The 13,308-nt window shown below is 69.5% G+C and carries 11 protein-coding genes; 1 reads left to right on the forward strand and 10 read right to left on the reverse strand.

Translation table 11 applies throughout. The features are described from left to right. Positions 1–100 precede the first annotated feature (100 nt). The 9 genes from HNR07_RS19755 to HNR07_RS19795 all read right to left on the reverse strand — a co-directional run bounded on the left by HNR07_RS19755 (position 101) and on the right by HNR07_RS19795 (position 11,557). Positions 101–1,228, reverse strand: coding sequence for a glycoside hydrolase family 26 protein (locus tag HNR07_RS19755; protein WP_312893903.1), 1,128 nt, complete (start codon positions 1,226–1,228; stop codon positions 101–103). A gap of 137 nt (positions 1,229–1,365) precedes the next feature. Further along, entirely contained in the window at positions 1,366–2,274 is a 909-nt protein-coding gene (locus tag HNR07_RS19760; protein WP_312894072.1) for a sulfotransferase, read from the reverse strand. Between the two features lie 149 nt (positions 2,275–2,423). After that, positions 2,424–3,809 (reverse strand): IS30 family transposase, encoded by a 1,386-nt coding sequence (locus tag HNR07_RS19765; protein ID WP_449406846.1) that lies wholly within the window; start codon positions 3,807–3,809, stop codon positions 2,424–2,426. A gap of 147 nt (positions 3,810–3,956) precedes the next feature. Then, the gene (locus HNR07_RS19770; RefSeq protein ID WP_184366260.1) at positions 3,957–5,117 is read right to left on the reverse strand and encodes a S8 family peptidase; all 1,161 of its coding nucleotides are present in this window, start codon (positions 5,115–5,117) and stop codon (positions 3,957–3,959) included. A 465-nt stretch (positions 5,118–5,582) separates the two neighbouring features. After that, positions 5,583–6,851: a sulfate adenylyltransferase subunit CysN gene (cysN, locus tag HNR07_RS19775; protein ID WP_184366261.1), complete on the reverse strand. Its 1,269-nt coding sequence runs from the start codon at positions 6,849–6,851 to the stop codon at positions 5,583–5,585. A gap of 77 nt (positions 6,852–6,928) precedes the next feature. Further along, the gene (gene cysD / locus HNR07_RS19780) at positions 6,929–7,861 is read right to left on the reverse strand and encodes a sulfate adenylyltransferase subunit CysD (RefSeq protein ID WP_184366262.1); all 933 of its coding nucleotides are present in this window, start codon (positions 7,859–7,861) and stop codon (positions 6,929–6,931) included. 61 nt (positions 7,862–7,922) lie between these two features. Beyond that, entirely contained in the window at positions 7,923–8,714 is a 792-nt protein-coding gene (locus HNR07_RS19785) for a 3'(2'),5'-bisphosphate nucleotidase CysQ (protein ID WP_184366263.1), read from the reverse strand. Between the two features lie 3 nt (positions 8,715–8,717). Then, a complete protein-coding gene (locus HNR07_RS19790) occupies positions 8,718–10,244 on the reverse strand; it encodes a sugar transferase (RefSeq protein ID WP_184366264.1) in 1,527 nt (508 codons plus the stop codon). 338 nt (positions 10,245–10,582) lie between these two features. Further along, positions 10,583–11,557, reverse strand: a complete 975-nt coding sequence (locus HNR07_RS19795) for a DsbA family oxidoreductase (protein ID WP_184366265.1) — start codon at positions 11,555–11,557, stop codon at positions 10,583–10,585. 74 nt (positions 11,558–11,631) lie between these two features. On the opposite strand from HNR07_RS19795, the gene HNR07_RS19800 reads away from it, so the two are divergent. Next, on the forward strand, positions 11,632–12,189 hold the full coding sequence (locus HNR07_RS19800) for a TetR/AcrR family transcriptional regulator (protein ID WP_184366266.1): 558 nt from the start codon (positions 11,632–11,634) through the stop codon (positions 12,187–12,189). On the opposite strand, the gene HNR07_RS19805 is transcribed toward HNR07_RS19800, so the two are convergent. Continuing rightward, positions 12,186–13,202, reverse strand: coding sequence for a LacI family DNA-binding transcriptional regulator (locus HNR07_RS19805; protein ID WP_184366267.1), 1,017 nt, complete (start codon positions 13,200–13,202; stop codon positions 12,186–12,188). The two genes, HNR07_RS19800 and HNR07_RS19805, sit on opposite strands and share 4 nt — an antisense overlap. Positions 13,203–13,308: the final 106 nt, after the last annotated feature.

Raw genomic sequence — 13,308 nt, forward strand, 5'->3', positions numbered from 1 at the left:
GGGTGGCCTCGCCCGGACAGCACACGCGAGAGGGCCGCCCCGGCGGTGACGTCGGGGCGGCCCTCGGAACAGGCGGCGGACGCAGCCGTGGAAGGCGGACTCAGTCGCGGGTGGCGGCGTACTCGGCGAGGCGGCGGACCCGGTCGGGCAGGTTCACGTAGGGGTCCTGTCCGGCCAGTTCGAAGCCGCGCCGGGCGTACTCGTTGGCCTGGATCCGGAAGTCGCAGCCGTCGCCGACCTTGCTGTCCCACAGCTTCACCGCGCGCACGCGCTCATAGCGCTTGAGGACGTCCGGGACGTCCGCGTACCACTTCAGGGTCTCCCGGGGACCGATGTCGGTGGTGCCCATCTCACCGATCATGACCGGTTTGGTCGGGTCGATCCCGTGTTTGGGCCCCTCCTCCTGGATCCATTCGTAGGTGGGGGCGAGCGCGTCCTCGAAGGAGTCGACGTGGGTCCAGTTGTTCATCTTGTCGCAGCCGGTCATGTTGTACGCCTCCCAGCTGATCCAGTCGACGTAGTCGTTGCCGGGCCACAGGCCGGGGAGGCGGTTCACGTTGCCGGGCCAGCCGGTCACGTTCCACACCCAGATGACGTTGTCCGCGCCCTCGGAGCGGTACAAGTCGACGATGTGCCGCCAGGAGCGCACGAACTGGGCGGGGGTGCCGCGCTTGTTGTAGCGGTTCTTGCCGTCGGCCTCGTGGTCGAAGGTGACGAAGTAGGGCACCTCCAGCTCCGCGATGGCCCGCGCCTGGGAGCGCAGCGAGGAGTCGAACTCGCCGCTGAGGATGCTGCGGTAGGAGATGTCCGGGTGCCCGGGCCGGGTGAAGCGGCGGGCCTCGATGTTGGTGTGCACGAAGCGGCCCTCGGCGATCATCCGCAGTTCGCGGTCGCCGGGGACGTTCGGCTGGTCGATGCCGCGCCAGGTGTAGACGATGTCCATGTCCCGGCCCACCGCGGACTCCAGCGCGCGCACGTCGTCGCCGTAGGGGCTGGCCCCCCACCAGACCCCGCAGGAGGGTTCGAGGATGTCGGAGACGGTGCAGTGGATCTCCCGGGAGGAGGGCATCCCGAGGAGCGGTGCCGACCGGTGGATCGGCTGACTCTCGGGCGGTCGGCTCTCCGCCGGCGTCGCGGCGTCGGAGGGCGCGTCGCCCACCCCCGCGAGCCCCAGGGCGAGGAGCAGAGCCCCCGCCGCCGCCATCCCCCGTACCGGTCCGCTGTTCACGGCCAACCGCCCCCTAGCCCACCCGAATGCAACACAGAGTGCTCACATGATGACCATACGTCATGTTTTGCCCGCGCAACACCCTGTCGTTCGCCTAGCGGACAGCAGTACGCAAAACCCCCAGTGGGACCGTGCCCTCAGTAGCCGTAGCGTCCGCGCGTGGGGGAGGTGATCGCGGCGACCAGGCCTCGGCGCCACGGAGCCATCCCCTCCCGCCAGGCGTGATCGGCCCGGACGCCCACCGGGCCGGTCCTGAAGCGCATCGGGTTTCCTGAGACCGCGTGGCCCTCGGACAGCTCCACCCCGCCCTCACCCAGGGTGAGCGGCGTTCCGGCGTGTCCGGCGAAGACGGCCACGCGACCGAACTCGGCCTCCGGGTCGGCCACGAAATCCTCGTAGCGCACCCGCAGGGTCGGGACCCCCTGCCGGGCCAGCGCGTCCAGCGTGGAGTTCTGGGTCATCCACTGCACCGCCGAACGGCCCGCCGAGTAGCGCGCCATCTCCGGCTCGGAACTTCCCGGCGACGCGTCCGGGCGCGCCACCCGCTTGCCCCAGGAGTGCGCCACCGCCCGGGGGTCGCGCACCACGTGCAGCAGGCGCATCCGGGCGCCGTACCGCCAGCGCAGGCAGGCCGCCAGGGAGGCGTGCTTACTGGCGTCCACGATCACCCGGGCACCGCTGACCTGCGCGACCGCCGAGTAGAGCCGGTGATAGAGGTCCGTGTAGCGCGCGGTGCGGGCCGAGAGGGGGCCCTCCCCCGACGATCCGTTGAGCAGCCCCGGCAGGTAGCGGGTCCGGTCGACGCCGTGCTTGAGCCGCAGCACCCGCTGGACGTCCAGGCGCTCCCAGCCCCCGAACGCCCGCTTGCCCACCTCCGCCCAGAACCCGCAGTCGGCGAAGGCCAGACCGCAGCCGCAGCGCTCGTTCTCCACCAGACCCCGCTGCCACAGGTGCACGATCTCACCGACGGAGCAGAACCCGGGCAGCTCACCAAGAAGGCGCTCGATCAGGGTGGAACCGGAACGGCCCATCCCACCGACGAACACCAGACGATATCCATCCACGAGCCCAGGCTATTACCTGAAGTCATTGAGCATTAGCGGAACGTGACATCGCTCCGTGTCGACGGCCCTGGAACAGAGACGGCCCCGGGGGGGGAGGGTGGATTCAAGGGGTCATCGCAACACCTCGTTGATCACACGAGTGTATGCAAACGCTCGGCTGGAGTTTTCCAGCCGAGCGTTTTGCGTGGCCGACCGTTCAGCTTCTGAGCCACGTGCTCCAGGTCCAGCGGGCCGTGCACCGACAGATCGGTGCCCTTGGGAAAGTACTGGCGCAACAGCCCGTTGGTGTTCTCGTTCGACCCGCGCTGCCAGGGCGAGGCCGGGTCGCAGAAGAACACCGGCACCCCCGTATCCACCGAGAACCTTCTGTGACCGGCCATCTCGCTGCCCTGGTCCCAGGTCAAGGACCCGCGCAGATGCTCGGGCAGCGTCTGGACCAGAGCGCTCAGAACGCCTCCCACCGCCTCGGCGGTGTGCTCGCCGGGCAGGTGCCCGAGCATCACATACCTGCTCGACCGCTCGACCAAGGTGATGATCGCGGACTTGTTATGCGCCCCCGTGATCAAATCGCCCTCCCAATGCCCTGGAACAGCACGGTCTTCGACCTCGGCGGGGCGCTCGCTGATCATCACCATCGGATCAACGAACCGGCTCTGCCTGTGCTCGGAGGAACGGCGGGGCTTGCGTCGGATGCGTCCGGTGCGCAGCGCGGCGGCGACCTCGCGTTTGAGCCCGCCCCGGGCCTGGACGTAGAGCGCCTGGTAGATCGTTTCGTGGCTCACACGCATGTCCTGGTCATCAGGATGGTCCTCAACGATCCGGTTGCTGATCTGCTCGGGGGACCATTGTTCCTCCAACCCTTGGGCGACGTAGTCGCGCAAGGGGCCGGGGCAGGCGAGCTTGGCGGGTTTGGGACGCGCCCGCTGTGCGATGGCCCGGCGTTGGGCCGTATAGGCGCCGTAGGAGCCGTCCTGGCCACGGTGGTGGTCGAGTTCACGCTTGATCGTCGAGGCGGGTCGCCCCAGGTCGCGGCCGATCGCTCGCAGGCTCCACCCGGCCCGGTGAAGGTCAGCGATCCTCTCCCGCTCGTGCAGGGTCAAAAAGCGTGGATGCACCTGCCGTTCGAGTGCGTCCAACGCTGGTTGGGGGCTGGTCATGGGCTCTATGGTGGTCTGTCCGGTGGAGTAGTTCACCCGGCGGCCATCGGCATAGATCCTTGAGTTGCCGGACTTGCGTACCCCGCGGTCCCAGTCTTTGGCGGTGCGCTCGTTGATCCCGACCCGCCGGGCGGCCTCTCGGCGGGGCACAGCGCTCTGACGCAGGCGGTGGTACTCGTCTCGTGCTGGGTGGCGGCGCTGCTGGCGCCTGGAGCGTAGTCCGGCTTTGCGTGCCCAGGTGAACGCGGTGTTGGGGTTGATACCGAGCTTTCGGGCTACCTCGGTGACGTTCCCGGACTCGGTCATCAGCTCCAGGAACCGCTCCCGCAGCCGGGCCAGTTCTTGCTTGGAAAACGACACGGTGGTCGCAACCTCCCCAAAGTCAGGGTGTTGCGACCACCACTAGAACCCAAGGAGGCTCGCTCCCGGCCCGGGGCCGTTTCACTCGTGGTCGACGGTCAGTCCGTCAGGGTGTGGACGCGCGGGGACTCCACAGCCCGGACGGTCCTACAGGCCCTCGACGTTCAGCAGCAGGTTGACCGTGTTGCCGGGCACGCCGCTGAGCTTGTCCTCGCCGCCGTTCGCGATCAGCCAGTCGAGGATGACGCCCTGCTCGGCATCGCCGAAGGTGCTCTTGTACAGTGCGGCGGCGCCGGCCACGTGCGGGCTGGCCATCGAGGTACCGCTGAAGCTGTCCGTGCCGCCACCGGGGATGGTGGACTCGACGGCCACGCCGGGAGCGTAGATGTCGACGGCCGGACCGTGGTTGGAGAAGGAGGCGGTGGCGTCGTTGCGGTCGGAGGCGCCGACCGCGACGACACCCTCGGCGCCACCCGGGGAGACGTTGCCCGTGTCCTGGCCCTCGTTGCCCGCGGCGACGGCCACGAACACACCGGAGTCGGCCAGGGCGTTGACCGCGTCGTCCACGGCCTGCGAGGCCGGGCCGCCCAGGGACAGGTTGGCGACCGCGTTGTCCGCGGAGTTCTCGGCCACCCACTCGATGCCCGCGATGACGTCGTCGTAGGAGCCCGAGCCGTCGTCGCCGAGCACCTTGACGCCGATCAGGTCGGCGCCCGGAGCCACACCGTAGCCGTCGGCGCCCACGGTGCCCGCCACGTGCGTGCCGTGGCCCTGGCGGTCGCCGCCGTCACCGCCGGTGGCGTCGAAGCCGACCGAGGCCCGGTCACCGAACTCGGGGTGGGAGTCGTCGATCCCGGTGTCGATGACGTAGACGGAGGTGCCGCTGCCGTCGGACTCGGTCGTGTAGGACCCGTCCAGGGGCAGGTCCTCCTGGTCGATCCGGTCCAGGCCCCACGGGACCATGGTGTGGGCCTCGCCGACCTGCTCGATGTAGGCGACGCCGTCCTGCGCGCGCAGCTCCTCGACCTCGGCCGCGCTCAGCGTGGCCGAGTAGCCGTTGATGGTCTCCTCGTAGACGTGGTTGACCTGGTCGGCGGAGATGCCGAAGGCCGACGCGGAGACGGACTGAGTGGTGATGGTGTCCTCGAGGACGACGAACCAGTCACCGCCCGCGGCGGAAGAGGTCGTGTACACCGGCGCGAGTTCCTGGGCGCCGGCGGTGGTGGCGCCGGAGAGCGCCAGGGGAATGGTGAGTGCGCTGACCGCGACAGCGCTGAACGCGACCCTGCGAGTGGGGTGCTTCTTCACGCGGCTCCTCCTTGTGGGGGTATTCATATTGGGAGTACGCGACAGGACATAACCGTGCGTATTGGCGCGATTGCGATCCCGTGCACGATTCGCACACTTTAGACAGACTTGACCCCTGAATGCCAGAGGGCGAGCGGATTTTTTTTGAACGATCACCCTCCGCGCCACTAGCCAATGCGCCATGTTCACACGCCTCGGGGTTACACTCTGCTTGGCCTGAGCGCCTGTATACGCCCCTAACGCCGGGTAACTTCCGCACCCTCGGGAACCGCTTTAGCTGGATCTCCATTGGTACCGAGGCCCAGAAAAAAGCTGATCAAGCCTTTACATCAGGAAAACATCAGCGCAAGAAACAGGCCCGCACCGGTCTGGGCCGCCCCACTCGGACACCCCTGTCGGGAACACACGAAACGGGGCCGCGAAAAGCGGCCCCGCTCGGAATGTTTAGGCTTTTACCGGGTACGTCTAGTCGGCTTTGACGACCATTCCGGCGCCCACCGTGGTGTTGGTGGCCTCGTCGATGAGGATGAACCCGCCCGTCTGCCGGTTCTTCGCGTACTCGTCCACGAACAGCGGCTGGGTGGAGCGCAGCCGCACCCGGCCGATCTCGTTGAGCGCCAGGTGGTCAGCGCTCTCGTCGCGGTGCAGCGAGTTCACGTCCAGCCGGTAGCGCAGGTCCTTGACCATGACCTTCGCGGTGCGGGTCGTGTGTTTGACGAGGAGCTTGGAGCGCGGCGTGAGCTTGCGGGCGTCCGTCATCCAGCACACCATCGCCTCGATGTCCTGGGACACCGCCGGGGTGTTGTTGGGGCGGCAGATCATGTCGCCCCGGGAGATGTCGATCTCGTCCTCCAGCAGCAGGGTGACCGACATCGGCGAGAACGCCTCCGCCACCTCCCCGTCCGCGGTGAGGACCTTGGCGATGCGCGTGGACAGCCCCGAGGGCAGGTGCGTGACCTCGTCGCCGGGCTTGAGGACCCCGCCCGCGAGCTGGCCCGCGTAGCCCCGGTAGTCGTGCAGCTCCGGGTCGTCGGACTTGTGCGGCCGGATCACGTACTGCACCGGGAAGCGCGCGTCGATCAGGTTGCGGTCCGAGGCGATGTGCACGTTCTCCAGGTGGTGCAGCAGGGAACCGCCCGTGTACCAGGGCATGTTCTCGGACTGGCTCACCACGTTGTCGCCGTGCAGGGCGGAGATCGGCACGAAGGTGAGGTCGCGCGCGTCCAGCTTGGCGGCGAACTCGGCGAACTCGGCCTTGATCTCATCGAAACGGTCCTGGGAGTAGTCGACCAGGTCCATCTTGTTCACCGCGAGCACCAGGTGCGGCACCTGGAGCAGGGTGGTGAGGAAGGCGTGGCGGCGGCTCTGCTCCTGCAGGCCCTTGCGGGCGTCCACCAGGATGATCGCCAGGTCGGCGGTGGAGGCGCCGGTGACCATGTTCCGGGTGTACTGGATGTGCCCGGGGGTGTCAGCGATGATGAAGGTGCGCTTGGGGGTGGCGAAGTAGCGGTACGCCACGTCGATGGTGATGCCCTGCTCACGCTCGGCGCGCAGGCCGTCGGTGAGCAGCGCGAGGTTGGTCTGCTCCTCGCCGCGGGCGACGCTGGTGCGCTCCACGGCGTCGAGCTGGTCCTCGAAGATGGACTTGGAGTCGTACAGCAGGCGCCCGATCAGGGTGCTCTTGCCGTCGTCCACGGAGCCCGCCGTGGCGAACCGCAGGATGTCGTTGCTCATGATGCCTGGTCCAATGTGCGAAGTATGAGACGGCCGGGGAGCCGCGGGTGAGGAGTGGGGAGGCGGCGGCGCGGCTGCTAGAAGTAGCCCTCGCGCTTGCGGTCCTCCATCGCGGCCTCGCTGGCCCGGTCGTCGGCGCGGGTCTGACCGCGCTCGGTGATCCGGGTCGCGGCGATCTCGGCGATGATGTCGTCCAGCTCCACGGCCGTGGACTTGACCGCACCGGTGCAGGTCAGGTCACCGACGGTGCGATAGCGCACGGTCTCGGTGAAGGGCACCTCGGTCTCGTCGCGCTGAATGAGCGGGGAGTCGGCGAGCAGGATGCCGTCGCGCTCGAACACGCTCCGCTCGTGGGCGAAGTAGATCGAGGGCAGCTCCAGCTCCTCCCGCTGGATGTAGCCCCACACGTCGAGCTCGGTCCAGTTGGAGATCGGGAAGACCCGGATGTGCTCGTCCCGGTTGATCCGGGTGTTGAACACGTTCCAGAGCTCGGGGCGCTGGTTCTTGGGGTCCCACTGGCCGAACTCGTCGCGGAAGGAGAAGACCCGCTCCTTGGCGCGGGCCTTCTCCTCGTCGCGGCGGGCGCCGCCGAACGCGGCGTCGAAGCCGTTGTCCTCGATGGCCTCCAGCAGCGCCGAGGTCTGCAGCCGGTTGCGACTGGCCCAGCGGCCGGTGGGCTCGGTGACCTTGCCCGCGTCGATCTGCTCCTGGACCGAGGCGACGACCAGTCGCACCCCGGCCTGGGCCACCCGACGGTCCCGGAACTCGATGACCTCGTCGAAGTTGTGTCCGGTGTCCACGTGCATGACGGGGAACGGGATCGGGCCGGGCCAGAAGGCCTTCTCCGCCAGGCGCAGCATGACGATGGAGTCCTTGCCGCCGGAGAAGAGGAGCACGGGGCGCTCGAACTCCGCCGCCACCTCGCGCATGATGAAGATCGCCTCGGCCTCGAGGACGTCCAGCTGGGAGAGCTGGTAACGCCCGAGCGCCTGCTGACTCGCCTGACCCATGGAATCCGCCTTAGAAATACCGACACACACGACCGGTTCCACCGCGGAGGGGTCCTTCGGTTCAGGCCCCCGCGTGCGGACCGGCGCTGTCAAGGTCCGCGCCGTCGCGGATGCTTGCCAACAACATACCCGACAATTCCGATCGGCATACAAGGACATCGGGGAGTAGTGGGTCGGCTACGTTGTATTGCAGCTCTGAACCGTCGATCCGGGAAGTGTGCAGGCCAGAGGCGCGCGCGACCGCCACCGGGGCGGCGCTGTCCCACTCGTACTGCCCGCCCGCGTGCACGTAGATGTCGGCGATGCCGAGCAGCACGGCGCAGATCTTCGCGCCGGCCGACCCCATCGGGACCACCTCGGCACCGAGCTGGGTCGCCATGCGCTGCACGAACGCGGGCGGTCGGGTGCGGCTCGCGGTGATGCGCAGCCGCTGGCCCTCGGGGCGCTCCTCCGGCAGCCACGGCGGGTCGACCGTGGACAGGCAGCTGCCCTGGGCGGGCAGCGCCACCGCACCGGCGACCAGGTCGCCGTTCTCCCAGAGCGCCACGTGCACGGCCCAGTCGGTGCGGCCGGGCTCGGAGAACTCCCGGGTCCCGTCGAGCGGGTCGATGATCCACACCCGCCGGGCCTTGAGCCGTGCCGGGTTGTCAGCGCCCTCCTCGGACAGCACCTCGTCGCTGGGCCGCAGCCGCCCGAGCGCGGAGAAGAGGAACTCGTGCGAGGTGCGGTCCCCCAGGGTGCGCAGGACCTCGGGCTCGTCGAAGCCGTGGCGGGCGCGCAGGCGCAGCAGCAGCTGCCCGGCCTCGCTCGCCAGGTCCCGGGCCACCTCATGATCGTTTCGGATGCTCTTCACCGGCTAGTATGCTCCCGCCCCACGGATCACCGCTGACCACGTCTTCCACAGAATCTGGATGTCCAGCGTCAGCGACCAGTTTTCCACGTACCGCAGATCCAGACGGACCGATTCCTCCCAAGAGAGGTCGGAACGGCCGCTGACCTGCCACAGGCCCGTCAACCCCGGTTTGACCACCAGCCTGCGGCGGACGTCGTGCCCGTACTGGGCGACCTCCTCCGGCAGCGGCGGCCTGGGGCCGACGAGCGACATCTCTCCGCGCACCACGTTGATGAGCTGGGGAAGCTCGTCAAGCGAGTAGCGGCGCAGCCACGCCCCCGTGGGCGTGACCCTGGGATCCCGACGCATCTTGAAGAGCACACCGTCGTGCTCGTTGCGGGGCTGGAGGAGGCTCTTCAGTGCCTCCGCCCCGACCACCATCGTACGAAACTTGTAAACCGTGAACTCGGCCCCACCCCGGCCAACGCGCGTTTGCCGGAAAAAAGCGGGTCCGCCGCCCTCGGATCGGATCAGCAGGCACAGGACCAGGAAGAGGGGCGAGAGCAGGACCAGGGCGAGCGCGGCGGCGCAGCGGTCGAAGGCCCCCTTGACCAGGCGGCGGGCGCCGACGAGCTCGGGATGCTCCACGTGCAGCAGGGGCAGGCCCGCCACCGGGCGGATCGTGGTGCGCGGACCGGCGACCTCCATGAGGGCGGAGGCGACGGTGAGGTCGGTACCGGTCTTCTCCAGCTGCCAGGCCAGGCGGCGCAGCTCCACGCCGTCCATCTCGGGGCAGGCCAGGACGGCGACGGTGTCCGCGCCGACCAGTGCGGCGGCGTCGGCCGCGTCGGCGAAGCTGCCCAGGACCGGAACGCCCTCGATCGCGGCCGTGTGGGCCTCGTGTTCGGGCAGGCAGACGCCCACCACGCGCATGCCGTGGTAGATCTCGTCGCGGAAACGCCGGATGAGGTCACTCGCGGCCACTCCGTAGCCGACGACCACGACCCCGCTCATGCACGCCCCCGAACGGCGGCGCCGGTGCAGCGCCTTGCGCCGCGCGTAGCGCAGGCCGAGGCTGAGCAGGACGATCAGGGGCAGCGCGACCAGCACGTAGCCGCGGGCGAGGTCGAACTTCACGGCGTAGGCGCCGACCGCGACGGTGGCGGCCAGGACCGCTCCGGCGACCGCGACCCGGCGGTACTCCTCTGTGCCCACCCCGAGGAAGCGGCGTTCGTAGCCGCCGCCGAGGCAGACGAAGAGGACCCAGACCAGCGGCAGGAGCAGGGAGATGACCAGGTAGGGGACGGTTGTGGCGGCGGCCAGGGAGCCGTGGAAGCGGACCGCGGTCCCGGCCAGGGTCGCTGTGAGGGCACCTGCCAGGTCCAGCCCGACCAGCCCGAGGACGTAGGGGCGCAACCAGGCGTCGGCCCGGGGGCCGGTGTTCACCAGGACCCGCCGGGGCGGGTGGGCGGCTGCTCCTTCCGGCCCTTTCGGACGTTCCCGCCGATGCGCGGCGGGTTTCCCCTGAACGGTCCCGCTGGTTGTCACCACGTATCCCCCAAGACCACGTACGGATTCCTGTACTCACTATGAGTAATCGCCCCTGGCGTCATGGGACTCACGCGGAGGGTGTGAGCGGGGCGCGCTTCGGGGGCGGAACTCGTACCGCCAACCCGAACAGTAACCAAAAGTAGTGGAAAAGTCGCCGTAGGTTGCGGCCTGTTGGGGAAGAAGTCCCGATCCAGCCGAGAACGTGTCTTTCCTGAGACCGGCCGGACCCTGCCCCTTAGGGACAGGACCCGGCCAGATAGTGCCTGGACCGAAACCCTGCACGAAACGTGACGCGGCACGGACCCAGCACCGGGGGCGCCGGGTCGGCACCCAGAGCGTCAGGCCAGCGAGGGGTCCATGACCGCCGCGAGCCGCAGGTGCGGCTCGGCCAGCTCCCGCTCCCCCTGGCGCTGGAGCGTGCGCCCCAGCAGAAGGTGGGCGTAGGCGTCGTCCGCGCTCTCCTCGAGCAGCGCCTCAAGAGTGCTCCGCGCCCGGTTCAGCTGGGCGGAACGGTAGTAGGCACGGGCAGCCAGGAAGCGCACGCCGCGGTCGGCGGCGTAGGTCTCGGTCAGCGGCCCGAGCAGTTCGAGCGCGCCCAGCGGGTTGGCGAGCTCGAGCAGCGCCTCGGCCCGACGCAGCCGCTCCACCTCCTCCGGGATCCGCCTCGGCTCCCGCCCGGCCGCCTCGTCCAGGAACTCGGCGATCAGCTCGGGCGGCTGGGCCCCGGTGAGCGCCATGCCGTTGGCCACGAAGGTCGGCGAGGTACGTACGCCCTCGGCCTGCCCCCACAGCAGGAGTTCACGGACCAGCTCCGCACCGCCGCCACCGGCCAGCAGCTCCCCGCCCCGGGCGAACCCGGCCTCGGTGGCGATGCCCGCCAGCACCCCGGGGTCGGCGATGTCACGGCCTTCCACGAAGTGGGCGCGCAGTACGCCTTCGGCAACGGCGTCCTGGACCGCGGGGCCCTCGGCCGCGGCCAGGGCGAGCAGCCGGTGGGCGTCGTGGCTGTCGGCCCGCCAGGCCGCACCCCAGCGGTCGCCGAGCCCCTCGGCGGCGGCCAGCTCCGACATCTGGACCAGCTCGCCGTCCCCGTCCCGGACGGGGCCGCAGGCCTCCGGCGCGACCTCGACGAAGGGGTCGCGCAGGAACTCCTCGACCGGCTCGGACACGGCGGGCGCCGTGGGGTCGACCCGGTAGGGCCGCCACACGACCTCGACCGGCTCGCCGGACCGCTCGGCCAGCGCGCGCTCCAGGCGTCGCTTACCGATGTACATCCAGGGGCAGACCACGTCCGCCCAGATCTCGATCCTCATGCGAACAGAGTAAACGACACCTGTCGCTTAATCAACACATGTTGCTTAAGCGACAGATGTCGTACCCTGGTCCCGTGAATCCCGATGACCCCCGAGTCCAACGCACCCGCGACCGGCTGCGCGCCGCCCTGCTGTTCCTCGCCGCCGAACGGGAGCTCGGCTCCGTGACCATGGCCGCCGTGGCCAGGCAGGCCGGGATCAACCGGGCCACGGCCTACCAGCACTACGCCGACCTGGACGCCCTGGTCGCCGACGCGATGGACGGCGCCCTCAGCCACGTGGCCCGCTGCGCCGCCCTCTGCCCGCTCGACCAGCCCCGGGACCGGGCCCCCGAGCCGTTGGTCGACCTGTTCACCCACGTCGCGGCCAACGCCGTGCTCTACCAGCGAATGCTCTCCGCGCAGGGCAGCGCCCGCTTCTCGAACCTGCTGCGCCAACGGCTCACCGAGGCCCTCACCGACCGCTTCAGCGCCGGGGCCCGGCCACCCGGCTTCGACGACGTCCCGGTCACCACCCACGCCGCCTATCTCGCGGGCGCCCTGGTCGGGGTGGTCGCCGTCGCCTGCACCGAGGACAGGGCCCCCGCGGACCACGCCCACGCCGCCTGGCGCCTGCTGGTCCCCGCGCCCTAGGGCGGCGGAGCGGTGCTGTGGCGAACGATGAGTTCGGTGGCCAGTTCCACCCGGGAGCTCTCGATGGTCTCGTTCTGGACGAGCCTGTGCACCGTGCGCACCGCGAGACGGCCCATGTCGGCCAGCGGCTGGCGCACCGTGGTCAGCGGCGGTGAGGACCAGCGGGCTTCCGGAAGGTCGTCGAAACCGACCACGCTGACGTCGTCGGGCACGCTCAGGCCCCGCTGGCGCAACGCCTCGTAGACGCCCAGAGCCATCTGGTCGCTGGAGACGAACACCGCGGTGGGGTGGTCCTCCCCCGCGAAGAGGCGCTGACCGGCCCGGAAGCCGGACTCGTAGGTGAACTCGGCCGGTGCGACCAGGGCCGGGTCCACGCTCAGACCCGCCGTCTCCAGGCCCGCGCGGTAGCCGTCGAGCCTGGCCCGGCTGCACCAGAGCTCGGGCCGACCCTCCACGAAACCGATGCGCCGGTGGCCGAGCTGGATCAGGTACTCGGTGGCGCTGAGACCACCGGCCCAGTTGGTGGCGCCGACCGTCGGCGTGACCAGTTCGGGTACGCCCACCGCGTCGATCACCACAGCGGGCACGTCCAGGTCGCGCAACTGGCCGTTGAGTTCGGGGTCCAGGTCGGTGGTGACCAGGATCGCGCCGTCGCTGACCCGCGCGCGGACGTTGTCCAGCCACTGGCGGGCCGCCTTGGGCCGGTTGTGTATGGCCGAGACGACCACCCCGGTACCCGACTGGTGGGCGGCGTCCTCCACGCCCCGGATGATCTCGACCGCCCACGGACTGTCGAGATCGTTGAAGACCAGGTCGAGCAGGCCGACCCGTTCCCTGGGACGGGAACCGCGGCGGCGGTAGCCGTGCGTGCGCAGCAGGGTCTCGATCCGCTCCCGGGTGGCCGGTGCGACGTCGCCCCGGCCGTTGAGAACGCGCGAGACCGTCGGCGCGGAGACACCCGCCTCCGCCGCGATGACGGAGATGGTGACCTCTCGTGAGGGGGTAGCGCCCACTGAACCTCCTTGGTCCAGCACCAGACTACGAGATCTTCGCGACAAGGGGTCTTGACGCTCCCTCCGACAGAATTTACTGTCCATTTCCAACAAGTTTCGGAAGTTT

The organism is Nocardiopsis metallicus (genome assembly GCF_014201115.1).
Lineage (GTDB): Bacteria > Actinomycetota > Actinomycetes > Streptosporangiales > Streptosporangiaceae > Nocardiopsis > Nocardiopsis metallicus.